The organism is Opitutus sp. sgz309028, assembly GCF_059821195.1.
In genome coordinates this window covers 496,989-521,177 of sequence record NZ_JCAMRR010000003.1, presented here as the reverse complement: position 1 = coordinate 521,177, position 24,189 = coordinate 496,989, and the positions used below count along the sequence as shown (strand labels likewise).

The window sequence follows — 24,189 nt, the reverse complement described above, 5'->3', positions numbered from 1 at the left end:
GGCATCCTCACACCGACATCTGTTTGGCCAGCTGCCCGAGCAGGCCCACCGCACACTCAATGCGCGGGTTCCAGGCGTGGCCACAGTTGATGCGGACGAAATTTCGAAAGCCACCGTCCGGCGAAAACAGCGGACCGGGTGCGATGCTGATGCCGGCTTGTCGCGCGCGTTGCGACAGCTTCAGCGCGTCGACTTTGTCCGGCAGCTCGCACCAGAGCAAAAAGCTGCCGGCCGGTCGCGAGAGGCGCGTGCCGGCCGGAAAACTTTCCGCGATGGTCTGACGCATCCGCTCCACCTGCTGGCGGTAAGACTGGCGGATCGATCGCAGATAGCGGTCGTAACCGCCGTTGCGGAGGAACTCGGCAATGGCAAGCGTCGGGAGCGTGGCTCCGCCGAGCGTGCTGATGCGCTTCAACGCCAGCGCCCGTTCGTGCCATTTACCCGCTGCGAGGTAGCCGACGCGGTAGCCCGGCGCGAGGGACTTTGAGTAAGAGCCGCAAAGAATCACGCTTCCGTCCGGATCGAAGGCCTTCAGGCAGCGCGGCCGGACGCCCGCGTGTTGCAGGTCGCCATAAACGTCATCCTCGATGATCGCGATGCCGCGCGCTGCGAGCAATTGCACGAGCTGTCGCTTGTGCTCGTCCGGCATGAGAAAGCCGACGGGGTTCTGGAAATTCGGATTCACCACGCACGCCGCGATCCTGGTCCGACGCAGCGCGCGGGTCAGCGCCTCGAGGTCCACGCCGGTCGCGCTGTCGACCGGAAGGGGCAACGCCTTCAGCCGCAGCTCGCGGAGCATGCGCGCGAGCCCGAAATACGTCGGCGACTCCACCGCCACCGTGTCGCCCGGCTCGCATGTCACCCGCAGCGCGAGCGACAGCGCTTCCGTGGCGGCGACCGTCACAATGAGGTCGTCCGCCTGCAACGCGCAGCCCCACTCGAGCGACCGGCGCGCGATGGCGCGGCGCAACGTTTCCGCGCCGGGCGGCATGTCATAGGTGTTTCCCGCCGTCTTCGAGTGGCGCGCGATCGCCGCCATGATCCGCGCCAGTTTCGGCCCCGGCAGCAACTCCGCGCTCGGCACCGCGCCGCCGAGCGGCACGAGGTCCGCCGCGCCGAAATCCGCGAGCAGCGAGGCGAACGGATCCGTGTGGGAAAAATCCGTCACCTTCGCGGCCACGGCCGCCGCCCGCGGCGGGTCGAAATTCGCGAGCCGCGCCCGCACGTAAAAGCCCGACTTCGGCCGCGCTTCGAGGAAGCCGCGCATCTCCAGCGTCGCATACGCCCGCAGGGCCGTCGGCACGCTCACGCGTTGCTGCACGCTGAATTGGCGGACCGACGGCACGCGATCGCCGGGACGCAGCGCGCGCTCGGCGATCATGCGTTCGATGAGATTGGCCAGTCGTTGGTAAATCGGTTCGTTGCCGGGCTGCAGGATCGAGCGCATCGAAACCCGCAGTGTATCCCGGCCGGCGTCGCGGTGCACAGTCACAGCGCGGCGAAAAACGTCCTTATACAGATCGCATCGCCGCAGTGCTGTGCAACCTGCGTTTCGTTTCGGCTGTGTCTCCCCGAGGTCCGCCCGGCCGGCTATGCTGGCGCATGCACCGCTTCCCCCCGCGTCCGCGCCGCCTTTCGTCCGCCCCAATCTGGTCCCAAACCGTTGCCTGCATCGGCTTCGCGGCGCGAAAATTCGCGGCGCTGCTGGCCGACTACTACCGGCTGTGCGGCACGGTTTCGTGGCTGAACGAACCCCCTTGCCTGCGCACGATCTGGTTGCGACGCGATGAGTTGCTGCGCTTTACGGCCCGTTCCGGCGTCTGCCGATTGGAAGTGCGGCAGGGCTCGGTGTGGCTGACCGAAACGCCAGCCGAGACCGATATCCTGCTCGAACGCGGCAGCCAATTTGCGCTGAGCAAGGATCGCTGGCCGGTGATCGTGCAGGCCACCGAGGACGCCGAGTTGACGGTGCGGCGTCAGCGCTGATCGGCTTCCCCGCATCGCGCCGACGAGGGCAGCGAGGCGACCGTTTTTCGGATCGCCTCCCGCCGGCGACTCGCCGTTACTCGTCGCAACCACGAAGGCCGCCGCATCCAACGGCGGCGCCACGCGTCTTTCATCAGACCACGCTTACCTCATGTCAGACTATACTACCCTCAATCGTCGCGACTTCATCAAATTCTCGGCCGTCGTGGCCGCGATTCTCGGGCTGCCCGGATGCGTCAGCCTGCAACAAAATCCCCGCCGTCCCCGTCCCATCGCGCCGGGCGCGAAAATCCGCATCGCCCAGATCGGCTGCGGTGGCAAGGGCTTCAGCGATATCATGGCGCACCGCGACGAAGAGGTCGTGGCGCTGTGCGACATCGATCTGAAGGGCTGGCCCCAGACCCAATGGGTCAATGGCGTGAAGCAGGAGCAGCCTTCGGCGATGACGCAGCTGAAAGCCACTTTCCCGAACGCCAGGCTCTACACCGACTTTCGGAAGATGCTGATGGAAATGGACGATCAGATCGATGCCGTCGGCATCGCGACGCCCGATCACATGCACTTCCTGCCCGCCTACATGGCGATCATGATGGGCAAACACGTTTACGTGCAAAAGCCGCTCACGCAGACAGTCGGCGAAGCCCGCGAGCTCCTGCGGCTCGCGCGCCTCAACGGCGTCTGCACCCAGATGGGCAACCAGGGCCACGCGGGCGAAGGCGTGCGACTCGTCACGGAATGGTTCAACGCCGGCGTCATTGGCGACGTCCGGCAGGTGGAGATCTGGACCAATCGTCCGGTCTGGCCGCAAGGCATGGCCGAGTGGCCCAAGCCCGAGCCGACGCCCGCCGGGCTCGACTGGGATTCGTTCCTCGGCCGCACTCCGCAGCGCCCGTTCAGCAGCGAGATCCATCCGTTCAAGTGGCGCGGTTTCAAGGAATACGGCTGCGGCGCGCTTGGCGACATGGCGTGCCACATCATGGACGCCGCCAACACGGCACTGCGTCTCGGCCCGCCGGCCAGCGTCGAGCCGAAGCAGGTCAACGGCGCCACCGCGATCGCGTTTCCCAATTCCGCGATGGTGGAGTTCAACTTCCCCGCGCGCGGCGATCTCCCGCCCGTCAAACTCACTTGGTATGAAGGCGGCCTGAAGCCGGAGAAGCCCGCCTCGATGGAGCCGAACCGCGAGCTCGCCCACGGCGGTCAGCTCATCATCGGCAGCAAGGCGGTCGTGTATGACGCCAACGACTACTGCAACAGCCCGCGCATCGTGCCCGAAACGCTGCACCGCCAGCTCGCGCCGACCTTCCCGCCGCGCACGATCCCGCGCGTGCCCGAGGCCAATCCGCACAAGGAATGGACAACCGCGATCCGCGCAGGCGACCCGCACGGCGCCGGTTCCAACTTCGAATATTCGGTGCCGTTCACCGAGACGGTTTGCCTCGGCACGCTCGCGATCCTCGTCGGCAAGAAATTCTCGTGGAACGCGGAGCGCATGACGACTGGTCTGCCCGAAGCCGACAAGCTGCTCTACCCGACCTATCGCCGCGGCTGGTCGCCGAGCGAGATCCTCTGAGCAACCCTTGCTCTTCCTGAAAACGCAGCACCGGCATCGCGCCGGCGCTGCGTTTTTTTTTAGCGGATGATTTTCAGCGCGACGATCTTGTCGCCGTCCACGCCCAACCAGTAGCGAACGGTCGAGCGCTCCGCCACGTCTTCGATCAGCCGGCCGGTCAGCATCGGTTCGCCATCAAGCGACGACAATTCGTGAACCTCGAGCACCGGCTGTCGAAGCCGGCTGAATTGCTCGAACCACGATCGGATCGCGGCGGGACCGAAATAGACGCCGCCGTCGGCGCGCACGATCGCATCCTCGGCGAAACAGGCGAGAAACGCATCGACATCATGTTCATTGTGCGCCGCCACCATGGCGGCAAGGAGCGGAGGAAGGGAAAGCGTGGTCATGCGCCGCAAGTCTAGCAGCGGCTCCTGACAGCCCTATGTCACCAGGAATTGTCGAATTCTTCCGTCCGTTTTCCTGAAAAAAAAAGAGCCGGCCCGCGGACCGGCTCTCGAAGTCAACCGAGCAAACGGCGTTGAGCCCGGATTATTCCGCGGCCGAATAACCGGAATCGCGATCGGCGATGCTCTTGATCTGATCCTGCGTCACATCGAGGCGGAAGTTGTCGCGATCCGTCGAATCGCGCCGGAGCTGCGAGGCCGGAACGGCCACGAGATCGTCACCCATGCCGAGGAATCCGCCCACGGAAATATAAACCTTGGCCTCGCCCTGCGACGCATCCATCGACGAACCCGTCGATGCCGACGTGCCCGAGGTGCGAGGGGCGGTCGAGCTGCCCGACATGGCCATGCGGTTCGTCGCATCTTGCAACGACGCCGGCAGCACCGACGCGAGGCCGATATCCTTGATCGTGCCGATCTTGTTGCCGTCGCGATCCACCACCTCCTTGCCGATCACCGACTCTGCCGTCAGGCGATTCTCAAGGTCATCCTGTTTCACGCGCTGGATCGAAGCGACGCCGCCGGCGACGCTCGAATGATCCCATTGCGACGCGCTGCCGGAGTTCATCGCGGAGCCCGTCGACGCGCGATCGCGCTTGCCGGAGTTGTAGTTGTTATTGTTGGACATCGAACCGCTGGAGCTGGTGGTGCCGGTGGAGCTGGCGTTGTTCTGGCGCTGCCAATCGCTGTTCGAGGTCGAGCCGGAGCTTTGGGTCGCGGACGAACCGCTGTTCGAGCTGCGTCCGCTGCTCCCGGTCGAACCGGAAGTCTGGCTCCACGCCGCGATCGGCAGGAGTGAACTGATGGCGATCAGGGAGGTGATTTTTTTCTGGTTCATGGTAGTTGGGGATTGGCGGCGGGGCCGCCGTTGCGATTTCCACATGTCGACCCGCATCCTTAAGCGCGGCCTCATGAGCGGCACGTGGGTGCGTGCCTGTGAACGCTTCCCCCTTTCGCATTCGGCGTGCCAACGCCGTTTTCCCCGGAGAGCCGGCGCAAGCCGCCCCGCAACCGGTGCACGATGCAACGCCCGTGCGTTGTTCGTGGGCACCCTGCACGCGGAGAGAGTTCGCCCCATGGTTTCTGGATACGGGCGCCCCACTTCCCCGCTCGTCGGCCCGGCGCGGGGTCCAAGGTCGCACCTGACAAACGCTTTGCGGTTGCCGGAGCGTTGCGGCAATTTCCCGGCGAATGAAATTCGCCCCGCTCTTCTTTCTCGCGGTCGCCATCCCTGCCCTGGTCCACGCCGGCGTCGCCGCTCCCTCCTCGCCCCTTCGCGTCGCGCTCGTCTTCGACGATGGCCCCGTGCCCGGGGCCTCGACGCAGTTCCTCGAGCTGCTCGCACGGGAGCAGGTCCATGTGACCTTCTCCCACGAAGGCCGCTACGTCGCCGCCCATCCCGAGCTCTGCCGCGCCGCCGTCGCCGCCGGCCACGAGATCGCGAATCACTCCTACACGCATCCGCATTTCAAGGAGTTGGATGCCGCCGCCATCCGACGTGAGATCCTGGATACGCAAGCCGCGGTGAAGACCGCGACCGGGCGCGAGCCGCGGTGGCTCTGGACGCCGTTTCTCGAATGGGACGACCGGATCGCCGCCGCCGTGCAGCCCACGGGCTTGAAACACCTGCCCCTTTCGCACCTGCAGCTGGTGTCGTCGGACGACTGGAACCGCGCGACCGATGCCGCGGGCATCCTGCGTAACGCCACCACCGGCATCCGGGACCGCACCGTCATCCTCTGCCATGAATGGCGCGAGGAGACCCTCGCCCAGCTGCCGGCCATTCTCGCGGAGCTCCGCCGCCAGGGTTGCGAGTTCCTCACCTTCAGCCAGCTTGCCGATACGCTTACGCCCGAACAACGCGCCGTCCTCCGCTGACCGTCATGAAAATCCTCCTGCTCCTTGCCGTCGGCGCACTTTGCCTCGGCCTGTCGCGTCCCGCCCGCGCCGGCGAAACCGCCGGCGAATCCGGCTGGGTCTCCCTGTTCAACGGCCGCGATCTCGACGGCTGGATCGTGAAAGTCGCCAAACATCCGCTCGGCGAGAACTTCGCGAATACGTTTCGCGTCGAGGACGGCGTCATCAAGGTGAGCTACGATGGCTACGACCGCTTCGACGAGCAGTTCGCCCACTTGTATTCAACAATCCCCTACTCACGCTACATCCTGCGGCTGGAGTATCGCTTCACCGGTCGCGCGATGCCGGACGCGCCCCGCTGGGCCCACCTGAACAGCGGCGTGATGATCCACTCGCAGTCGCCCCTCAGCATGAGCCGCGACCAGCTCTGGCCGGCCAGTCTCGAGTTCCAGTTTCTCGCCGAAGGCACCTCCGCCGGCCGGCAGACGGGCAATGTCTGCACGCCCGGCACCAATCTCGAGCGCAAAGGCCAGCTCGTCACCGATCACATCATCGACGCCACCGGCAGCACGCTGTCGCCGCTCGACACCTGGATCGCCGTCGAGATCGAAGTGCACGGCAACGACGAGGTGATCCACCGCGTGAACGGTCGCGAGGTGCTACGTTACCAACACCCGCAACTCGACCCGCAAAGCTCCGAAGCGCAGCCGCTCCTCGCCCGCGGCGCGCCGTTGCAGCTCAGCTGCGGCCACATCGCGCTGCAGGCGGAGTCGCAACCGGTCTGGTTCCGCAACATCCGCCTGCGCCCGCTCGATCGCTAGGGCATCCGCGGGAACAGATATTCGCCTTTCTGGCGGACCATCGGACCGAGAATCGTCGTCTCGATCCGCTGCACCGTCACCTGCAACAACTGCCGCGACGCGACGGGTTCGAACGTGAACAGAACCTCCTCGTTGGCCGGCGACTCCCGCCGAAAACGCAGGACGACACTGCTGCCCCGCTGCACATAACCCGTGCGCTCGCCCCACTGGCCGCGCCAGCTCACCTCGCCGTCGCGGTCGATGATCTGGATCTCCAGCGAGCCCGGCACGTGCTTGATGCGGATGCGCGCAGTCTGATCGTGGTAAATCGCAGCGAGCTTCGAGTCGAACTCCAGCCGCACCAACGCCGACAGGAAAGGCTCCTGCGCCATCTCGTCCGAGGTGGCGGACACCACCGAACCGCTGTCCTCGTAGTCGCCCGTCAGGTCGACCGTTTTTAACTGCATCTCCGCCGCGGAGGCGGTGGACGCCAGCAGCGCCGCCACCAGCCAGCAGCCGAAGGATGAAACCAGGAGTGAGGCACGCATGGGGTGAATGGGTTTGTCCGGAGCAGGTTCCCGGTTTGCGCCGGAAATTCTTCTCCGCACCGTTGAATGATCTCCTCAGGCCCCGGCTTCAGCGCCTTCGCACGCCGGAGCCATCCGCAAAGATAGGCCGATCTTGCCGGGAAAAAAGCGGTTTTTTCTTCGCGTTTTTTGGTGCGCGTTTATTGGCCGGCTTCGGCGCCGATGACCTGCAAGCGGGGCGGAAATCGCAAGGTCGGCTTTGAGTCCTGCGGCCTTCGCGTTCACTGTTTCCGCAACTTCCTCGCTCCGATGCCTTCCCTGCTCGTGACGGGTTTGCTCCGCGCCGCTTTCGCCGGCCTGCTGCTGGCTGGCGCCGCGCTGACCACGGGTATCGCCGCGCCCCGGGTGGAAACCCTCGACACGTGCGAGAAGATCACGACGGCCTTTCGCGCGTTCCGCCGCGATGCCTTTCCGCGCGAACAGTGGACCTGCGAAAACGGGGAGTTGCACAGCATCAAGGGCCGCAAGGTCGACCTGATCACGCGCGAGCGCTACACCGACTTCGAGCTCGAGCTGGAATGGAAAGTCGCGCCCGGCGCCAACAGCGGGATCATGTATGGCGTCACCGAAGCGGGCACGGAGACGTTTTGGTCCGGGCCGGAGATGCAAATCAACGATGACCCGCACCATCCCGACGGGCTCCAGCCGAAAACCTCCGCCGGCGGTCTCTACGATCTCATCGCGCCGTCGCGCCGCGATCTCCTGAATCCAACCGGTGAATACAACCGCGTGCGGATCGTCAGCCGTGACGGCCACGTCGAACACTGGCTGAACGGCGTTAGTGTCGTGGCCTACGACTGGGACAGCCCCGAGCTGCGCGCCCTCATCCGCGGCACCAAGTTTGCCCAGGCGCCGCTCTTCATGAAGAACCGCCACGGCCACATCGCCCTGCAAAGCGAGGGCGACGAAGTGTGGTTCCGTCACATCCAGATCACCCGTCTCGACCCGGAAAATCCCCATGACCATGCCCCACCCGCACCCTGATTCCGGCACCACCCGCCGGCGTTTCGTCGGCTCCGCCGCCACCGCAGCCGCCGCCTTCATGATCCTCCCGCGTCGCGTGCTCGGCGGCAACGGCACTCCCGGCGCGAACGACCGTCTGAACATCGCCGCCGTCGGCCTCGGCGGTCAGGGCAATGCCGACCTCCGGCCGCACGTGAACGACAACATCGTCGCACTCTGCGATGTGGATGACGTCAACGCCGCGGCCACGTTTGCCGAGTATCCGCAGGCGAAACGCTACCAGGACTTTCGCGTGATGTTCGACCGCGAGAAGAGCATCGACGCCGTGATCGTGGCCACGCCCGATCACCTGCACGCCGTGGTCACGATGACAGCGCTCAAGCTGGGAAAACACGTTTACTGCGAAAAGCCGCTCACGCGCACCGTCTTCGAAGCGCGCACCATCGCCACCGCCGCGCGTGAGGCGAAGGTGGCGACGCAAATGGGAAACCAAGGCATGACCTTTGCCGGCAACCGCCAGCTGGACCAGTGGATCCGCGATGGTGCCATCGGACCGGTGCGGGAAGTCCACGTCTGGTCCGATCGCCCCACGCAGCGCGGGAAGGTCCCGCTATGGTGGCCGCAGGGCGTCGAAGGCCCGACCGAGACGCCGCCGGTGCCGCCGACGCTCAACTGGGATCTGTGGCTGGGGCCGGCGCCGTTTCGTCCCTATCATCCGGACTATGCTCCGTTCCGCTGGCGCGGGTGGTGGGATTTCGGCTCGGGCGGACTCGGCGACATGGGCATTCATAATCTCGCGCCCGTTTTTTCCTGCCTGCAACTCGACGCCCCCGAGAGCGTCTCCGCCAGTTCAACTCCGCAGGTCGGCGACAGCGTGCCGCTCGCGTCGGTCGTTCATTATCGTTTTCCCGCCCGTCACGGCCGGCCGCCCGTCGCGCTGCACTGGTATGACGGCGGACTCCTGCCGGAGCGCCCCGCCGAGCTCGAAACGGGCAGCGATCTCGATCCGGAGGACGGCATCCTGCTGGTCGGCGACAACGGCAAAATTCTCGTCGAAGGTTGGGGCGGCGAACATCCGCGGATTCTCACCGGCGGAAAGGAAAAATACCGGCGGCCGCCGTCCGACCAAACCGCGCTCGAGCGGCATCACGCCGAATGGGTTGCCGCGTGCAAAACCGGTTCGCCCACGCGGTCGAATTTCGGTTTCGCCGGACCGTTGACCGAAACCGTTCTTCTCGGCGCCGCTTGCGTGCGCCACGGCGGCCGCCCTCTGCAATGGGATCGCGACCGCTTCGCGTTCACCAACGACGAACGTGCGAACCAGCTCCTCCACTACAGCTATCGGCCCGGCTGGGCGCTTTGAGCCGGCAGCGGACTGCCCGAGTTGGCCACGCATGCGGTGCCGCGGCCGACCGGGCGGCGGATCGCGGCGGCGTTCGCCGCGCCGCGATCGGGCAAGGCGCCGATGTTGCACTTCAATTTCGCCGCGGAAAACCCGTGATTGCCGCGGCGGGTCTGCGGCGTAAACAGCGGACATGGAGAATTCCGCCCGTTCATCGTCATCGCCGGAAGATTCGTCCCCGGCGTCGCGTGACGCGGCGGACTACGACCGGTTGTTCAACCTTTCGCTCGACCTCCTGTGCATCGCCGGACTCGACGGCTATTTCAAACGCGTCAACCCGTCCTGGACGCGCGTCATGGGCTGGTCGGAGGCGGAGTTGCTGGCGCATCCGGTCGAATATTTCATGCACCCGGAGGATCGCGCCCGCACCCTCGCGGCGCGCGCGTCGCTCGCGGAGGGCAAGCCTGTGCGCGGCCTCGAGAACCGCTACCTTTGCAAGGACGGCTCGTATCGCTGGCTCTCGTGGCAATCCGTGGTGGAACCCGGGGCGACCACCGTGTTCGCGATCGCGCGGGACATCACCGAGCGGCGGTTGCTCGAGGATGAGCGGCTCGTGTTGAGCAAACTCGAGTCGACCGGGATCCTCGCCGGCGGCATCGCACACGATTTCAACAACCTCCTCGCCACGCTGCTGCTCAACGTCGAGATGATCGGCCTCTGCGAAGCGACCACTGCCCAGCAGGAGTTTCACATCCAGCAGGCGAAACAGACGATCGACGCCGCGCGAGCGCTCACGCAGCAGTTCATCGCGTTCGCCGATGGCGGCATTCCCAGTCGTCGCATCAGCGATGTGCGAGCGCCGGTGCGCGAGGCGTTCGGGATCGCGTTGAGCGGCTCCGCCCTGCGCGGAGAATGCGAGATTGCCTCCGATCTCTGGCCAGTCGAGGTCGACGAGACACAGTTCGGCCAGCTGATCCGCAGCCTCGCCTTGAACGCCCGCGAGGCCAGCGCACCCGGTTCGCGGGTCCGTCTCTTCGCGCGGAATTTCATCGCGGACGAAAAGAGCGTGCCCGATCTGCCCGCCGGCGATTACGTGCGCTTTCAGATCGTCGACGAGGGGGCGGGCATCCCGGGTTCGATCCTGCCGAAGATCTTCGATCCGTATTTTTCCACGAAACAGCGGGGCAATCAGAAAGGCATGGGCCTCGGCCTCAGCATCTGCCGCACGATCGTGCAGAAACATCACGGTCGCATCGCCGTCGAATCGCTGCCGGGCCATGGCACCATCGTGACCTTTTATCTGCCGGCCAGCTCGCGGACCTCAGCCGGGCACCACCCCGAAAGCCCGGCTCGCGTATCCAAAGCCCGGATTCTCGTGATGGACGACGAGCAACTGTTCCGGGATGCGCTGGAAATGGCGCTTCGGCAGCTCGGCTATGACGTCCAAGCCGTCGCTGACGGAGCGCAGGCGGTCGCGGTTTACCGCGAGGCCGCGGCCGCCGGCCGGCCGTTCGACGCGCTGATGCTGGATTTGACGGTGCGGGGCGGACTCGGCGGCGCGGATGCGCTGCGGCAGCTGCGCGCCGGCGACGCGTCGGTCCGCGCGATCCTGATGTCCGGCTACACTCAGGAAAGTGCGTTCCGCGACTACCGCTCGCTCGGCTTCAGCGGTGCGCTCGCAAAACCGTTCTCGGCGGACGCGCTTCAGCAGGCGCTGACGGCCATGCTTCCCTCCCGCTGACGCGCCGCGGATCGCGGTCGATTTCTCGCCGCGCCAATCGACTCTCTCCGAACCACCCTTCTTCGATGCAATACGCGATGCTCGTTTATCACCACGAAGCCGACTTCCATTCGCTGCCCCCCGAGGAGCAGAACCGGCTGCGCAACGCATGCGCCGACTGGTATTCACAACTCGAGGCGACCGGCCGGGCCAGCGGCGCGATGCGACTGCAGCCGACCGTCACGGCGACCACGTTGCGCGAACAAAACGGGAAACTCGTGCTCTCCGACGGGCCGTTTGCCGAAACGAAGGAAATTCTCGCCGGCCTCGTCGTGCTCGAGTGCCAGGACCTCGACGAGGCGATCGCCCAGGCCCGCCGTTTCCCCTCGCTTCCGGCCGGTTTCTCGCTCGAGCTTCGCCCGATCATACCGGACGGCGTGCGGCGCTCCGATCAACCGTGAATCTCGGCGAGCTGTATCGTCGCGATTACGGGCGCATTCTCGCCAGCGTCATCCGCGTCGCCCGCGACATCAGTCTGGCGGAGGATGCGGTTCAGGATGCGTTCGCCGCCGCGCAAGCTCAATGGCCCGTGCACGGATTTCCGGCGAATCCCGCCGCCTGGCTCTACACCGCCGCCCGCAACAAAGCCATCGACCAGATTCGCCGGCGCACGCTGGCCGAGGAAAAACACCGTCAGATGATCACGCTCGCCGCCCCTGAGGAGCACGCGCCCATTCCCGAGGACACCCTGCGCCTCATCTTCACCTGCTGTCATCCCGCGCTCGCGGTCGAGGCGCAGGTCGCGCTCACGCTGCGCACCGTCTGCGGCCTCACCACCGAGGAGATCGCCCGCGCATTCCTGCTGCCGGTCCCAACCCTGGCCCAGCGGATCGTCCGCGCCAAAGCCAAGATCAAACTCGCCGGCATTCCCTACGAGGTGCCCGACGAGGACGCGCTCGACGAACGCCTGCCCTCCGTGCTCGCGGTGATTTATCTGGTCTTCAACGAAGGCTACAGCGCGAGCGCCGGCCCGACTCTCGTGCGCGCTCACCTTTGCGAGGAATCCATCCGGCTCTGCCGCGAGCTGGCTACGTTGCTCCCGCGCGAACGCGAAGCGCACGCACTGCTGGCGCTTTTGCTCCTCACCGATGCGCGGCGCCACACGCGCACGGACGCGGACGGCTCGCTCGTGCGACTTGAAGACCAGGATCGCTCGCAATGGAACCGCCCGCAGATCGCGGAAGGCGCCGCGATCGTCGAGACGGTTTTGCGCGAAGGCCCGGCCGGGCCGTATGCGTTGCAGGCCGCGGTCGCCGCGCTTCACGCCCAGGCGCCGACGTTTGCGCAAACCGACTGGTCGCAGATCGCCGCGCTTTACACGCAACTGGCGCGGCGCCAGCCCTCGGCGGTGATTGAGCTCAACCGCGCGGTCGCGATCGCGATGGTCGAAGGTCCCGCCCGCGGTCTGGAGTTGATGGAGCAGATCGATCTTCCGGGTTATCATCTCCTGCCCGCCGCACGAGCGGACTTGTTGCGGCAGCTCGGCCGCCGCGAGGAGGCCGCCACCGCGTATCGTGCCGCGCTCCGCCTCGTGCAATCGGAGCCGGAACGCCACTTTCTCGAGCGCCGGCTGCAGGAGATTTCGCACTGATGGCGGGCGATATTTTCGGCGGGCGTCGAAACGCCACGAGGCCGTTCGACTGATCGGTGGTCATGAACACATCCTCATCCCTCCCCCGCATCGTCTCTCCCTCCGAATGGCTCGACGCGCGTCGTCAACTGCTCGCCCGGGAAAAGGAGCTCACCCGTCTGCAGGACGCCGTCGCGGCCGAACGCCGTCAGCTTCCCCGGGTGAAGATCGAGAAAAACTACCGGTTCGAAGGCGAGCACGGCCCCGCCACGCTCGCGGAACTTTTCGGGCCGCACCACCAGCTGATCGTCTATCACTTTATGCTGGGTCCCGGTTGGCAGGAAGGTTGCCGTAGCTGCTCGTTCGCGATGGATCACACCGACGGCGCGCTGCCGCACCTGCACGCGCGCGACACCGAGTTTGCCGCGATTTCCCGCGCGCCCTATGCGGAGATCGCGCCGTTTCGCCGCCGCATGGGCTGGGCGTTCAACTGGGTTTCGTCGCACGGGTCGGATTTCAATCGCGACTTCAACGTCTCGTTCTCGCGCGAGGACATGGAGGCCGGACGCGTCACGTATAATTTTCAAACCTTCCCCGCCGGACCGCTGCCGGTCGAGGAGTTGCCCGGCATCAGTGTCTTCGCCCGCGACGACGCCGGAAATGTGTTTCACACCTACTCCGCTTATTCCCGCGGCTGCGAGCCCGCCATCGGCACGTATCGCTGGCTCGACCTCACGCCGAAAGGCCGCGACGAAGACGCCTACGCCTTCAGCATGGCCTGGGTGCGTTATCACGATCGGTATCACGAAAACGAACCCGTCGACACGACCGTGGGCTACACGCCGCCCCGAGGTTCGTTTTGCCGCGCCTGCGATTGAACCTCGATCCCTTCGAGCCCGCAGAAGCGCGGTCGCTCCACCTGTGGCTCACCCCGCGCTTTTCGGCTCGAGACGAAAAGCGCGCAGCGCCAGGAGCGCCGCGAGGAACACCATCAGCGCGCCCTCGAAAAACGGCAGTCCCGCCCACGCTGGATGATCCGCGATCCCGACCGCCCACCCGAAACTCCAGGTGCCGATCAGCGGCCCGGGTATTCCCGCGAGGCTCGACAGCCCGCTGAAAACGCCCTGCACACCGCCTTGTTCGTCCGGCGGCACGTGTTTCGTCAGATACGATTGGAGCGACGGCGCGGTGATGCCGCCGAGCGCGCCGAGCGGGATGATGGCGTAGATCATCCACCCCCGACTCGCGAGGCCGTAACCGATCAGGGCCACAATGGTGAGACTGAAGCCGAGAATCGCCGCGCGTTTGTCGCCGATCTTGGGCACGATCCGGCGCACGAAGAAGGCCTGCACCAGCGCCGACATGACGCCCGCGAGTCCCAGCGAGAGTCCCACCTGGCCGGAACTCCAACCGTAGCGATACCCCATGTAGAGCACCCACGTCGAATACAGCAGCGTCTGCGACAACATCAGGATGAAATACGAGTCGGCGAGACTGCGCACGGTGGGAAAGCGTCCGAGCGCCTTCAGCGCGCCGATCGGATTGGCCCGGCGCCAGTCGAAGGCACGGCGGTTCTCCGCTTTCAACGATTCCGGCAGCACGAAGTAGCCGTAGAGCCAGTTGAGCGCGGCGCAGCCCGCCGCAAACCAGAACGGCAGTCGCAGATTGATCGAGCCGAGCAAGCCGCCCAGCAACGGCCCGAGAATAAAACCGATTCCAAATGCCGCACCCAGCAGACCGAAACCTTGCGCCCGCTTTTCCGGCGGCGTCACGTCGGCAACATAAGCATTGGCCGTCGCCAACACACCGGCCGTGAAGCCGGAAACGATCCGCCCGACGAACAGCCACGTCAGGTTGGGCGCGTTGGCCATGATCAGGTAGTCGATGCTCGTCGCGATCAGCGAAATCAGAATCACGCGACGACGCCCGTATCGATCCGACAACGCCCCCAGCACTGGCGAACCGATGAACTGCAGCAACGCGAACGTGCCGACCAGGAAACCATACGCGTGCGAACCCGCCTCGTAACTGCCACCCTGAAACTCCTTCACGAGATCCGGCAGCACCGGAATCAACAGTCCGAATCCGAGGACGGACAGGACCATCGTGACGAAGATGAAGCCGATCGCGGGCTGACGCGGTGAAGTCATGACCGGGGCATTACACGCATCGCGCGGCCGGCGAGAGCGGGTGGAATCGCGTTTGGCAGGATCAAGCCCTCGGCGGACGGCCCGGCACTCCGTCGAGCACCGGACTGACGTCCGCCACCGGCCGGACCTCGACCGTCAACCCGAGCGGCAAGCCCGGACACTGCTGCGCAATCCGCGTCGCTTCGTCGAGGTCCGCGACCGTGAGAAAAAAATAGCCACCGACGACCTCCTTCGCCTCCGCATAAGGGCCGTCCATCACGCGTTCGCCCCGCGGTCCCGAGACCACGCGTCCATTTAACGCGAGCGGCCGCGCGTGCTGGACTTTTCCCTGCGCGGCCAGCCCTTCGAACCAGTCGTTCCAGCGTTTCGCGAGTTGCACCCGCTCGGCTTCGGTGAGATGCGCGTGCGTTTCCGGACCGGCGTTGCGAAACAGCAAAAGGAAAGCGGCGGGATTCGTCACCGATGCGGACATGGACCGCGTTGATGAGGATTTCGGGACAGCGCGTCAATCGCCGCCGTCGCCCTGCCGGAACCCGAACTCACGATCAGGTTTCACCGGAAGTCCGCGGACTCGACACCTCCGGCGCTGTTCACGATCATCCGACCATGGATGCGTCCGCCCTCACGGTCCGTGGTGACCGGAACAATGCCGGCGCCACGCAGCCGTTCCCATGCTCATGAAAACTCCATCCCCCCGATCCCTGCTCCCGCTTCTCGCCGCCGGTCTGTTCGCCGTGGCGCTGCCGCTGCACGCCGACGACGTCACCGACTCGATCGACGAGGCGTTGAAAGCCTACAAGGACAGCGACTATGCCACCGCCGCCCAGTCGCTCGACGCTGCCGCGCAACTCGTGCGACAGAAGCGCGCCGAGCTGTTCAAGGAACTGCTGCCCGACGCCCCCGCCGGCTGGACCGCTGAGGAGGCCACCGCGCAATCCGCGGCCGCGGCGATGTTCGGCGGCGGCGTCACCGCCGAACGCCACTACACGAAGGGCGACGCCAGCATGACGGTGAAACTCATCACCGATTCGCCGCTCCTCCAAGGCGTGATGATGATGATGGGCAATCCGATGTTCGCGAATGCGGACGGCGGCAAACTGGAGCGCATCAAGGGCCAGAAGGCCGTGATCAAAAACAAGGACGGCAGCGGCTCCGTGAACGTCGTCGTCAACGGCACTTTGCTCGTCCAGATCGAGGGCACCGATGTCAGCGACGCCGACCTGCGGACGTTCGCGCAGGCGGTCGATTACGGCAAGATCGCCGGAAAACTCTGATCCGTTACACCCGCCGGCGGCCGACCGCGGCGCCGGCGGGCTGACACGCGTTGCTGGACCCAGCCATATGACCAGGCCAGCAACATGAGCGCGCACGACGCTTCGAGGATCGCGTAGGCGTAGCTGTGCATGAACGCCTCCGGCAGATGCAGCCCCTCGCGGGAGAGCGTATCGAAAAACCAATACAGCAGCTGGTGGGTCGGAAAAATGAAGATCGTCGCCCCAGACAATCGGCGGCTGAGCTTGCTGGCGGGAACTGCCGACGCGGCGATAAGAAGACCGAGCAGCGTTGGCCAGGCCGCGAGATGAAAGAGCACGGGATCGTTCAAAATCGAGAGCCGGAAATCCACGCGTCCATTCAACATCGCCAGCATCCAGCCGAGTGCGAGCAGCAGCGGCGCCCAAAACCGTGGCAGCGCGAAAACGCGGGCCTGCCATGCCGCACTCCGGCGGAACAGCTGGCCGGCGACAATATACGGCACTGCGGTGAGGGCCGACTCGAGTTCCCAGGGCAGCACGAGGTTCCTCCACGACCACGAAAGCAGCAGACTCCCCCCGATCAGGAACGGCACGACGCCGGCCGGTGCCCGCAAGATCCAGAACGCCAGCCCGAGCGCGACGATGATCGCAGGGAAAAACCACAAGGCGACCGGATACAGCTGGAGGGCATTTTCATTGGGAAAGGTGCCACTGGCGTAAACTACCGATTGCAGTTTCACCATGACCGTGGCCGGGAGCGGGCTCCGCTCGACGCCGGCCTGCGACATCAGCACGTAGTGAAACGCGCCGATGAATCCAAAAATCACATACGCCGCGACGAGCCGCAGCATCTTCCCCCGGAAATACACTCCGGGCGGCGCCGAAAAGCTCTCGGGTGAAATCAGGTAGCCCGCCAGGAAGAGGAAGAGCGGAATCACGAAAGAATGAACCCAGTATTCGACTGGCAGCGAGATGCGCACATGGCCGAATGCGACGATCACAATGCCGAACGCCTTCAAGTGATCCACCCAGGCAAGTCTGTTCATGACAGAGACGGCAAAGACGGTTGAGTTAGCGAGACCGACGCAAGGATAGCACGAAGACAGCGCGCGAAACAATCCCGCGAATACCAAGGTCACCTTTGGGCCCGGTTACGCCGCGGAGCGCAGTGACAGCGCGCTTGATTCGAATCGCCGCGTCGGGCGAGCGGGCGACGAATCGACGCGCCTCGGTCCGCCCCACCCGCGCCCGATTCGCCGCGCCCCTTCCAAGCCCCGCCTGCCAAACCTCCCACGCTCACAAACACAGTGTCATACATTATATGACACTCTGTCTGGGGCTCGCTCGACGCGGCGTGGAGGTTGGGAAGAGCGTGGAAGTTTTTTGATCTGTCGGGCGGGGTCGGGCGCGGGCGGGGGTTTTCGATTGAATCCCCCCTCCGAGCCGCCGCAGGCTCCGTCCTCACCCCTATGAAAATCTCGCTTGTTTCCGGATGGTTCCTCGCTTTCGCCGCCTCGCGCCTGTTCGCCGCGCCCGATCCCGCGTGGCTGGGCCACGACCGCCTTCGCCCGCTTCCTCCCGTCGTCCAACCCGGCACCGCGAGCACGAACGAGAAACCGGGCGAACCGCCGTCGGATGCGGTCGTGCTCTTCGCCGGTAGCGACACCTCCGCCTGGGTCGCGATGGACGGCAGCCCCACGAAATGGGTGGCGCGCGAGGGCGCGCTCGAATGCGTGCCCGGCAGCGGCTACGTCCGCTCTCTACAGTCGTTCGGCGACTGCCAGCTTCACGTCGAATGGGCCGCGCCGGTCCCGGCCAAGGGCGACAGCCAGGGCCGCGGCAACAGCGGCGTCTTCTTCGGAGCCGGCCGTTACGAGGTCCAGGTGCTCGATTCGTATCAGAACAAAACCTACGCCGACGGCTCCGCCGCGTCGCTTTACGGCCAGTATCCTCCGCTCGTGAACGCCTCGCGCCCGCCCGGCCAGTGGCAGACCTACGACATCCTCTGGACCGCGCCGCGCTTCGACGACGAGGGCCGGCTTCTCGCGAAAGCATCCGTCACCGTCCTGCACAACGGCGTGCTCGTGCAGCACAACGCCGAGCTCACCGGCCCCACCGGCTGGATCGGCCGTCTGCCCTACCAGGCCCACCCCGAACGCCTTCCGATCGCCTTTCAGGACCACGGCAATCCCGTGCGCTATCGCAACGTCTGGGTGCGCGAACTCGGCAATTACCGCCAGAAGGAATTCATGCTGCCCGACGCCCTGCTCGAGTCATACGTCGGTGAATACGGCCAAAACGGGCGCAGTCGCGCGCGGATCAGTCGCCTCAGTGACGGACTGCTGTCGCTCGAATTCTCCGGCAGCAACCTCGTTCTCCATGCCTCGTCGCAGACGAAGTTTTATGCCCTCACCACGGACGTGCAGTGTGAGTTCAGCGACGGGGGCAAAAAGCTGGCCATTACTGTCGGCGAGGACTCGGCGCATCCTATGACGTTCGAGCGCCTCGCGCGCTGATCTGTCATCATCGGAGGCGGCGTGATACTCGGCCGCCTCAGCGACCGCCTGAGGTGTGGGCCGGCGGCCTCCCTGATGGGACCCCGGGCGCCAACCGGCTAGAATGAGCGGATGTTCTCCGCTCTGCCACGCATCACGCTTTCCGCCGGCTCCCTGCTGTTGGGCCTGCTTGCCGCTACGCCCACCGTTAACGCGGCTGCGGCGGCGAACTCGCCGTCAGCCGCCGCGACCCCAACCACGGTCAAGCCTCTCGTTTGGCGCGATCTCGTCAATCGGCCCGAGCGCTGGCCCGCCGAGACACGATTGACCACCGAACAGCGCTTCCGCGGCGAGGCACCTCTCCGCGCCGGCACGGTGGTACAGATCAACGCGGTGAAGCCGAACGAGGTGGAGCTCATCGCGCCCGCCGGCTTTCTTTTTGCGGCCGCACCAGGCGACTGTGACCTGCTGGCGGCGGCAAACGCGCAATGGGCGCGCTTCACCCCCGAGCAGCGCGCGCTGACGGTGTCCGATCTGCAGCGGGACATGTCGCTCTGGCCCGGACGCGCCACGCTCACGGTCGACCAATCGTTCGGCTCGTTCGCGCTGAAGGCCGGCGAGACCTATCGCGTGATGCGCGTCTCCGGCGGCGACGTCGCCCTGTGGGTTCCCGGCCGCGACGGGCAGCAGGTGGTGCCATTGACCGCGACCGACGTCTTCGTTCGCGCGCGCGAGCGCGTCGCGCTGCCCCGCGACCAGCGCCCGGGGCGCATGGCCGAGATCCTGGACGGTTTGCTGGTCGACGCCGCTGGAAATCCCACGCCGATCGGGGCCGCCGACGTTTACGTGCAATACCTGTCGGCGAGCACCTGCCCCCGGTGCGCGGTCTTCACGCCCAAGTTCGTCGAACACTACAACGCGGTGCTCGCCGGGCGCGACCGCGTGGCCTTCTTCGGCTCGTCGACCGATGCCACCATGCCGCCCTACTTCGCCTACGTTAAGTCGACCGGCATGCCCTGGCCGACCCTGCCGCACCAAAACAAAAACGTGATGATCGCCCTCGGGAATCTGGGCGTGCTCGAGATTCCGGGCATCGTTGTATTCGATAAATTTGGACAGGTGTTGCTGTCGACCAATCGAATCGGAGGCGCGCCGCTCGCCGCCGCCGAGTCGGCGCTCGCCCAGCTCGACCAGAAGCTTCCCGCCGGTTCCGCCATGGCCCGCTCGCAGTGAGCGGTCACCGCGGTCGCCGGCCATCAACCGGCGACCCGTTGCTCGAGCTGATCGGTGCAGCGCCCCCAGCCTTCGTGGAAACCCATTTTTTCGTGCGCCTCGCGATCAGCCACCGACCAGTGGCGCACGCGGGCCGTGTAGTTGGTTTTTCCATTCACATCCTCAAACGTGAGCTCGATCGTCATGAAAGGTTTCGCCGAAGGCTGCCAGGCCTCGGTGTAGGCGTCGGTCGCGACGATCTTCTCGTTCGGAACGACCTCGAGATACACGCCGCGATTCGGAAACTCGGAACCGTCGGGCCCGCGCATCACGATCAAACTCGAGCCGCCGGGCCGCACATCGAGCTCGGCCCGCGGAGTGGTCCACGGCTTCGGCGCGAACCATTGTTTCAGCAACTCAGGCTGGGTCCACGCAGCGAAGACTTTCTCGCGCGGCGCGTTGATCAGCCGGTTCAGCACCAGTTCGCGGTCAGACGTCGGTCGAGCCGCGGAATTTTCAGGGGGCGGGGATTTTTCGGTATTCATGGCAGATGAGTTTTCGTCGCAGAATGTCGGATTTCCTTACGCCATTTCAACGAGCCACCGTGTTTCCAGCGGACAGGATTACTGAAATTTTCGCGCTGCTTTTCGGTGGTTGAGCGGTTGTTTCGAACAACTGGACCGGTGTATCATGGGCCAGCGCGGCAGACCGCCGCTGCATGAATTACGGTTCCCCACGACTGCTGGCCGTCGGCTTTGCGGCGGCAGGACTGGCCGTCGTCCTGACGGCTGGCGTGAGTCTCCGCGACCTTTCCGATCAGCGCGCCAATGCCCGCAGCACCGCGCGATCCGAAGAGGTGATCGCGCAGCTGGACCAACTGGTCATTGGCGCGACTCGCGCTCAAGCCGCGATGCGGGCCTTCGCCCTGACCGGTTCCGACGCGCATCTGCGACAGCAGATCGCAGCGTCCGCGGGAATCACCACGATCCTCAACCGGCTTCGCCGCGATCTCGAACCAGCCGTTCCGCTCGCATCGCTCGCCAAGCTGTCGCAACGGGCGAAGGAACTGGACGCCTGGCACGAGCAGGTCGTCCGCGCCGTTCGGACCGACGGCGTTTCGGCCGCCCGCGACCTCATCGATAGCGGGCGCGGCACGAGCCTCCTCGAAGAATTGGGCACCGCGGCCGGAGAACTGATCGCGGAGCAGCAGCGCCAGGCGCGCGTTCGCGCAGGTCTCAGCGACGCGCAGGCTGTCCGCTGGCACAGTATGACGCTCATCCTGTCCGCGACCGTGCTCGGCTTGCTCGGCGGCTCCTATGCGCTGATGCGCCGGCTTTTCGCCGCGCGCGCCGGGATCGTGGCCACCCTGCAACAATCCGCCGCTTCGCTCGAAGGTCGGATCCGCGAGCGCATGGCAGAGCTGGGACGCACCCAGGCGGAGCTGAAGCACGCGATCGAGGAGCAGGCTCGGCGCGACACGGCGCTCCGGGAAACGGAGGCGCGTTTCCATACGCTGCTCGATCAGGTCACGGATATCATGATCGTCCACGACGGCGCGGGACACATCGTCGAAGTCAACGAGCGCGCCTGCGCGGCGTTGAGCCGCAGTCGGGAGGAACTCCTCGCCATGAGCATTTTCGACGTGGTCGCCGCGCCGTCTGCGTCTGCGCAGGACTGGACGTCGATTCCGCCCGGCGCTCCCGCGATAAAACAGGCCGAGCACCGTCGCAAGGACGGCACGGTTTATCCGGTCGAGGTTCGCATCGCCTCGCACGACTTCGGCGCGCAGCGGCTGTTTATCCAGATCGCCACCGACATCACGCAACGCCGCGCCGCGGAGCGCATCGCCGCGATGTCCAACGCCATCATCAACTCATCGAACGATGCGATCATCACCGTGACGCTGGAACGCACGATCGCGACGTGGAATCCGGCGGCCGAGCGCCTGCTCGGCTACCGGGCAGCGGAGATCGTGGGCCGTTCGCTGCTGACGCTGGTCCCCTCGGAGCATGAGCCGGAAGCCCGGTTGTCCCTCGAGCGGTTGACCCAGGGAAAACTCACCGGCCCATACGAAACCCTGCACCGCCACAAGGACGGCCGGCTGATTCCGGTCGCCGTGACCACCTCTGCGCTGGTCGATCCGCGAGGTGCTTTGCTCGGCGGCATGGGCATCGTACGCGACATCAGCGAGCGCAAGCAGCTCGAGGCGGAAGTGCTTCGGGTCAGCGATCGCGAACAACAGCGGATCGGCCACGAGCTTCATGACAACGTCGGCCAGCAACTGACCGCCATCGAGATCATGCTTCACCAGCTCACTGGCATGCGCGTCGATCCGCCCGTGCGCGACCGGCAAACCGAACGGATCGCGCAACACGTGCGCACCGTGATGCGCGACGTGCGTGGACTCGCACGCGGACTCACTCCGCACCTCCTCGACGCCAGCGAACTGCCGACGGCGCTCGCCGGGTTGCTCGATCTCACGGCCGGCGCGGTCACCCACCGCCTCTCCTGCCCGCATCCGCTTTCCGGAATCAACAACGACACCGCCACCCACCTGTATCGCATCGCGCAGGAGGCGATCAACAATGCCCTCAAACACTCCGGCGCGACGCTCATCGACGTGACACTGCTGCAGGAGGCCGGGGCATTGCACCTGACGATTGCCGACAACGGCCGCGGCTTCGATGCGCGCGCGGGCGAGGCGCGCGGCGTCGGGCTGCATATCATGCAATATCGCGCCACCCTCATCGGCGGCCGGCTCACCTTCGACTCCCGCCCGGGCCGGGGGCTCACCGTGCAATGCGTCCTGCCGCTGGCATCATGAAACCGCATCGCTCTCACGCGCACCCGCCCGCCGTTCCGCGGCGTGTTATGGTGATCGACGATCACCCAATGATGCGCGCCGGCCTCGTGCAGCTCATCAACAGCCAGCCCCATCTCGAGGCGTGCGCGGAAGCCGGGACGCCCGCCGAGGCCTTGAGCGAACTCGCGCGCACGAAGCCCGACCTCGTGATCGCCGACCTTTCGATGCCCGGACGCAGCGGGATCGACTTGATCAAGGACCTGCATGCGCTGAGCCCCGAATCGCCCATTCTCGTCATTTCGATGCAGGACGAGTTGCTCTACGCGGAGCGCGCCCTCCGCGCGGGCGCCCGCGGCTACATCATGAAGGAGGCGGGCGCGAAGCTCCTGCTCGAAGCGATGCAGAGCGTACTGACCGGCGGATCCTACGTCAGCCCCGCGGTCGCCTCGCGTATCCTTCTTGGAATTACGGGCGATGCCGCCCGCCGTTCGAAATCGCCGATCGAGCAGCTGACCGACCGTGAATTCGAAATCTACCAGCTGATCGGCCAGGGCAAGGACAGCGTCGACATCGCGCACCTGCTCCGGCTCAGCCGCAAAACGGTCGACGTGCACCGTGGCAGTATCAAGCGCAAGCTCGGTCTGCCCAGCGGAGCCGCGCTGATCCACCACGCCGTCCACGCGCAGGAGCTGGGCCGCAACCCTTCGGCTCCCGGCAACGCCCCCACTCCGCCTAAAGATAGTTCTTAAACAACCGGTACCGACTCACCAATAGGCTCGGCTCTCACGGTGCGGTAGGATCAGCGGCACATGACCGCAATTACTGCTTCTCCCACCCGCACCCACTCGTTCGCGTCGCAGCTCGCGCCGTTTTCACCGGTCGAACCGGTGCGGCACGAAATTGATTACGCTCCTTCAGTCGCGAACGCCGCTCCGCGGATTCTCGTCATCGAAAGCGATCCGCAAATCCGCGCGAAGCAGCAGCGGATGTTTTCGCGGGCAGGCTACGTGCCGGAATTCGCCGGCGATGCCGAGGCGGCCTGGCAGTTGCTCTGCCGCAAGCAATTTCATCTCCTGATTCTCAATCACCGGATGGCCCGGCTCAGCGAAGCCGCGCTTTTGGCGGGGTTGGAGGTGCTTGGCGTCACCACGCCGGTGATCGTGACCCTCGGCCTCGAGGTCATCGGAGTGTTGAGCCCCTCGTCCGACCCGCCGCGCTGGTTTGACACCTTCCTCAGCAAGCGGAACCGCCCGACGCGGCTCCTCGCCGTCGCTCACTACATCGTCATGGCGAGCGCACAACCCGAGGCGATCGAGCAACCCACTTCGTTCGGCCGCGTCGCCTGAAGGCGCGTCTGAGGTATCCGCCGCGA

General features: G+C 65.6%; 23 protein-coding genes and 1 pseudogene. 16 read left to right on the top strand and 8 right to left on the bottom strand.

The genetic code is table 11. From position 1 onward, the window contains the following. Window positions 1-7: 7 nt before the first annotated feature. Window positions 8-1,492: an aminotransferase-like domain-containing protein gene (locus AC6RV7_RS13860; protein ID WP_500094600.1), complete on the bottom strand. Its 1,485-nt coding sequence runs from the start codon at window positions 1,490-1,492 to the stop codon at window positions 8-10. Between the two features lie 110 nt (window positions 1,493-1,602). Here AC6RV7_RS13860 and AC6RV7_RS13855 point away from each other — a divergent pair, with 110 nt between their 5' ends. Both AC6RV7_RS13855 and AC6RV7_RS13850 read left to right on the top strand, forming a co-directional pair. Continuing rightward, on the top strand, window positions 1,603-1,986 hold the full coding sequence (locus AC6RV7_RS13855) for a DUF2917 domain-containing protein (protein WP_500094599.1): 384 nt from the start codon (window positions 1,603-1,605) through the stop codon (window positions 1,984-1,986). Between the two features lie 151 nt (window positions 1,987-2,137). Further along, window positions 2,138-3,559 carry a Gfo/Idh/MocA family oxidoreductase gene (locus AC6RV7_RS13850; RefSeq protein ID WP_500094598.1) on the top strand — a complete coding sequence of 474 codons (1,422 nt, stop codon included), beginning with the start codon at window positions 2,138-2,140 and terminating at the stop codon, window positions 3,557-3,559. A 59-nt stretch (window positions 3,560-3,618) separates the two neighbouring features. Here AC6RV7_RS13850 and AC6RV7_RS13845 read toward each other — a convergent pair whose 3' ends face one another. Further along, entirely contained in the window at window positions 3,619-3,948 is a 330-nt protein-coding gene (locus AC6RV7_RS13845) for a nuclear transport factor 2 family protein (RefSeq protein WP_500094597.1), read from the bottom strand. Between the two features lie 142 nt (window positions 3,949-4,090). Next, the gene (locus AC6RV7_RS13840; protein WP_500094596.1) at window positions 4,091-4,843 is read right to left on the bottom strand and encodes a PRC-barrel domain-containing protein; all 753 of its coding nucleotides are present in this window, start codon (window positions 4,841-4,843) and stop codon (window positions 4,091-4,093) included. Window positions 4,844-5,196: 353 nt separating this feature from the next. Here AC6RV7_RS13840 and AC6RV7_RS13835 point away from each other — a divergent pair, with 353 nt between their 5' ends. After that, window positions 5,197-5,883, top strand: a complete 687-nt coding sequence (locus AC6RV7_RS13835) for a polysaccharide deacetylase family protein (protein ID WP_500094595.1) — start codon at window positions 5,197-5,199, stop codon at window positions 5,881-5,883. Window positions 5,884-5,888: 5 nt separating this feature from the next. Next, window positions 5,889-6,683 carry a 3-keto-disaccharide hydrolase gene (locus AC6RV7_RS13830; protein WP_500094594.1) on the top strand — a complete coding sequence of 265 codons (795 nt, stop codon included), beginning with the start codon at window positions 5,889-5,891 and terminating at the stop codon, window positions 6,681-6,683. On the opposite strand, the gene AC6RV7_RS13825 is transcribed toward AC6RV7_RS13830, so the two are convergent. Continuing rightward, window positions 6,680-7,210, bottom strand: coding sequence for a hypothetical protein (locus AC6RV7_RS13825; protein ID WP_500094593.1), 531 nt, complete (start codon window positions 7,208-7,210; stop codon window positions 6,680-6,682). The genes AC6RV7_RS13830 and AC6RV7_RS13825 overlap by 4 nt on opposite strands. Before the next feature lie 288 nt (window positions 7,211-7,498). Here AC6RV7_RS13825 and AC6RV7_RS13820 point away from each other — a divergent pair, with 288 nt between their 5' ends. The 6 genes from AC6RV7_RS13820 (at window position 7,499) to AC6RV7_RS13795 (ending at window position 13,782) form a co-directional block, all read left to right on the top strand. Further along, a complete protein-coding gene (locus tag AC6RV7_RS13820; protein WP_500094592.1) occupies window positions 7,499-8,233 on the top strand; it encodes a 3-keto-disaccharide hydrolase in 735 nt (244 codons plus the stop codon). Continuing rightward, window positions 8,208-9,575: a Gfo/Idh/MocA family protein gene (locus AC6RV7_RS13815; RefSeq protein ID WP_500094591.1), complete on the top strand. Its 1,368-nt coding sequence runs from the start codon at window positions 8,208-8,210 to the stop codon at window positions 9,573-9,575. The genes AC6RV7_RS13820 and AC6RV7_RS13815 overlap by 26 nt, the downstream gene beginning before the upstream one ends. Window positions 9,576-9,747: 172 nt before the next feature. Beyond that, window positions 9,748-11,295 (top strand): hybrid sensor histidine kinase/response regulator, encoded by a 1,548-nt coding sequence (locus tag AC6RV7_RS13810; RefSeq protein ID WP_500094590.1) that lies wholly within the window; start codon window positions 9,748-9,750, stop codon window positions 11,293-11,295. 65 nt (window positions 11,296-11,360) lie between these two features. Continuing rightward, a complete protein-coding gene (locus AC6RV7_RS13805; protein ID WP_500094589.1) occupies window positions 11,361-11,735 on the top strand; it encodes a YciI family protein in 375 nt (124 codons plus the stop codon). Continuing rightward, a complete protein-coding gene (locus AC6RV7_RS13800; protein ID WP_500094588.1) occupies window positions 11,732-12,925 on the top strand; it encodes an RNA polymerase sigma factor in 1,194 nt (397 codons plus the stop codon). The genes AC6RV7_RS13805 and AC6RV7_RS13800 overlap by 4 nt, the downstream gene beginning before the upstream one ends. Window positions 12,926-12,987: 62 nt before the next feature. After that, entirely contained in the window at window positions 12,988-13,782 is a 795-nt protein-coding gene (locus tag AC6RV7_RS13795) for a DUF899 domain-containing protein (protein ID WP_500094587.1), read from the top strand. Window positions 13,783-13,830: 48 nt separating this feature from the next. On the opposite strand, the pseudogene AC6RV7_RS13790 reads toward AC6RV7_RS13795, so the two are convergent. Together AC6RV7_RS13790 and AC6RV7_RS13785 are read right to left on the bottom strand one after the other, a co-directional pair. Further along, window positions 13,831-15,069, bottom strand: a pseudogene (locus AC6RV7_RS13790) (TCR/Tet family MFS transporter); the annotation flags it as partial. Window positions 15,070-15,115: 46 nt separating this feature from the next. Next, window positions 15,116-15,526 carry a YciI family protein gene (locus AC6RV7_RS13785; RefSeq protein ID WP_500094586.1) on the bottom strand — a complete coding sequence of 137 codons (411 nt, stop codon included), beginning with the start codon at window positions 15,524-15,526 and terminating at the stop codon, window positions 15,116-15,118. A gap of 205 nt (window positions 15,527-15,731) precedes the next feature. On the opposite strand from AC6RV7_RS13785, the gene AC6RV7_RS13780 reads away from it, so the two are divergent. Continuing rightward, window positions 15,732-16,328 (top strand): hypothetical protein, encoded by a 597-nt coding sequence (locus AC6RV7_RS13780; RefSeq protein WP_500094585.1) that lies wholly within the window; start codon window positions 15,732-15,734, stop codon window positions 16,326-16,328. Here AC6RV7_RS13780 and AC6RV7_RS13775 read toward each other — a convergent pair. Beyond that, on the bottom strand, window positions 16,301-17,353 hold the full coding sequence (locus AC6RV7_RS13775; RefSeq protein ID WP_500094584.1) for an acyltransferase family protein: 1,053 nt from the start codon (window positions 17,351-17,353) through the stop codon (window positions 16,301-16,303). The two genes, AC6RV7_RS13780 and AC6RV7_RS13775, sit on opposite strands and share 28 nt — an antisense overlap. A 423-nt stretch (window positions 17,354-17,776) precedes the next feature. Between AC6RV7_RS13775 and AC6RV7_RS13770 the strand changes: the two genes are divergently transcribed. Together AC6RV7_RS13770 and AC6RV7_RS13765 are read left to right on the top strand one after the other, a co-directional pair. After that, window positions 17,777-18,823, top strand: a complete 1,047-nt coding sequence (locus AC6RV7_RS13770) for a 3-keto-disaccharide hydrolase (protein WP_500094583.1) — start codon at window positions 17,777-17,779, stop codon at window positions 18,821-18,823. Between the two features lie 111 nt (window positions 18,824-18,934). Further along, complete coding sequence (locus AC6RV7_RS13765) at window positions 18,935-20,035, top strand: thioredoxin domain-containing protein (RefSeq protein ID WP_500094582.1); 1,101 nt, start codon at window positions 18,935-18,937, stop codon at window positions 20,033-20,035. Between the two features lie 23 nt (window positions 20,036-20,058). On the opposite strand, the gene AC6RV7_RS13760 is transcribed toward AC6RV7_RS13765, so the two are convergent. Next, window positions 20,059-20,559 carry an SRPBCC family protein gene (locus AC6RV7_RS13760; protein ID WP_500094581.1) on the bottom strand — a complete coding sequence of 167 codons (501 nt, stop codon included), beginning with the start codon at window positions 20,557-20,559 and terminating at the stop codon, window positions 20,059-20,061. 173 nt (window positions 20,560-20,732) lie between these two features. On the opposite strand from AC6RV7_RS13760, the gene AC6RV7_RS13755 reads away from it, so the two are divergent. Genes AC6RV7_RS13755 through AC6RV7_RS13745 form a run of 3 tightly spaced genes read left to right on the top strand, consistent with a single transcriptional unit; the run spans window position 20,733 to window position 24,163 of the window. Continuing rightward, window positions 20,733-22,838: a PAS domain S-box protein gene (locus tag AC6RV7_RS13755; protein ID WP_500094580.1), complete on the top strand. Its 2,106-nt coding sequence runs from the start codon at window positions 20,733-20,735 to the stop codon at window positions 22,836-22,838. Next, the gene (locus AC6RV7_RS13750) at window positions 22,835-23,566 is read left to right on the top strand and encodes a response regulator (protein WP_500094579.1); all 732 of its coding nucleotides are present in this window, start codon (window positions 22,835-22,837) and stop codon (window positions 23,564-23,566) included. The genes AC6RV7_RS13755 and AC6RV7_RS13750 overlap by 4 nt, the downstream gene beginning before the upstream one ends. A gap of 60 nt (window positions 23,567-23,626) precedes the next feature. Next, window positions 23,627-24,163, top strand: a complete 537-nt coding sequence (locus tag AC6RV7_RS13745; protein WP_500094578.1) for a response regulator — start codon at window positions 23,627-23,629, stop codon at window positions 24,161-24,163. Window positions 24,164-24,189: the final 26 nt, after the last annotated feature.

Excerpts from the sequence above, each read along its gene's own strand:
- AC6RV7_RS13855 (WP_500094599.1), top strand. The coding sequence starts at position 1,603 with ATGCACCGCTTCCCCCCGCGTCCGCGCCGCCTTTCGTCCGCCCCAATC.
- AC6RV7_RS13850 (WP_500094598.1), top strand. The coding sequence starts at position 2,138 with ATGTCAGACTATACTACCCTCAATCGTCGCGACTTCATCAAATTCTCG.
- AC6RV7_RS13845 (WP_500094597.1), bottom strand. The coding sequence starts at position 3,948 with ATGACCACGCTTTCCCTTCCTCCGCTCCTTGCCGCCATGGTGGCGGCG.
- AC6RV7_RS13840 (WP_500094596.1), bottom strand. The coding sequence starts at position 4,843 with ATGAACCAGAAAAAAATCACCTCCCTGATCGCCATCAGTTCACTCCTG.
- AC6RV7_RS13835 (WP_500094595.1), top strand. The coding sequence starts at position 5,197 with ATGAAATTCGCCCCGCTCTTCTTTCTCGCGGTCGCCATCCCTGCCCTG.
- AC6RV7_RS13830 (WP_500094594.1), top strand. The coding sequence starts at position 5,889 with ATGAAAATCCTCCTGCTCCTTGCCGTCGGCGCACTTTGCCTCGGCCTG.
- AC6RV7_RS13825 (WP_500094593.1), bottom strand. The coding sequence starts at position 7,210 with ATGCGTGCCTCACTCCTGGTTTCATCCTTCGGCTGCTGGCTGGTGGCG.
- AC6RV7_RS13820 (WP_500094592.1), top strand. The coding sequence starts at position 7,499 with ATGCCTTCCCTGCTCGTGACGGGTTTGCTCCGCGCCGCTTTCGCCGGC.
- AC6RV7_RS13815 (WP_500094591.1), top strand. The coding sequence starts at position 8,208 with ATGACCATGCCCCACCCGCACCCTGATTCCGGCACCACCCGCCGGCGT.
- AC6RV7_RS13810 (WP_500094590.1), top strand. The coding sequence starts at position 9,748 with ATGGAGAATTCCGCCCGTTCATCGTCATCGCCGGAAGATTCGTCCCCG.
- AC6RV7_RS13805 (WP_500094589.1), top strand. The coding sequence starts at position 11,361 with ATGCAATACGCGATGCTCGTTTATCACCACGAAGCCGACTTCCATTCG.
- AC6RV7_RS13795 (WP_500094587.1), top strand. The coding sequence starts at position 12,988 with ATGAACACATCCTCATCCCTCCCCCGCATCGTCTCTCCCTCCGAATGG.
- AC6RV7_RS13785 (WP_500094586.1), bottom strand. The coding sequence starts at position 15,526 with ATGTCCGCATCGGTGACGAATCCCGCCGCTTTCCTTTTGCTGTTTCGC.
- AC6RV7_RS13780 (WP_500094585.1), top strand. The coding sequence starts at position 15,732 with ATGAAAACTCCATCCCCCCGATCCCTGCTCCCGCTTCTCGCCGCCGGT.
- AC6RV7_RS13775 (WP_500094584.1), bottom strand. The coding sequence starts at position 17,353 with ATGAACAGACTTGCCTGGGTGGATCACTTGAAGGCGTTCGGCATTGTG.
- AC6RV7_RS13770 (WP_500094583.1), top strand. The coding sequence starts at position 17,777 with ATGAAAATCTCGCTTGTTTCCGGATGGTTCCTCGCTTTCGCCGCCTCG.
- AC6RV7_RS13765 (WP_500094582.1), top strand. The coding sequence starts at position 18,935 with ATGTTCTCCGCTCTGCCACGCATCACGCTTTCCGCCGGCTCCCTGCTG.
- AC6RV7_RS13760 (WP_500094581.1), bottom strand. The coding sequence starts at position 20,559 with ATGAATACCGAAAAATCCCCGCCCCCTGAAAATTCCGCGGCTCGACCG.
- AC6RV7_RS13755 (WP_500094580.1), top strand. The coding sequence starts at position 20,733 with ATGAATTACGGTTCCCCACGACTGCTGGCCGTCGGCTTTGCGGCGGCA.
- AC6RV7_RS13750 (WP_500094579.1), top strand. The coding sequence starts at position 22,835 with ATGAAACCGCATCGCTCTCACGCGCACCCGCCCGCCGTTCCGCGGCGT.
- AC6RV7_RS13745 (WP_500094578.1), top strand. The coding sequence starts at position 23,627 with ATGACCGCAATTACTGCTTCTCCCACCCGCACCCACTCGTTCGCGTCG.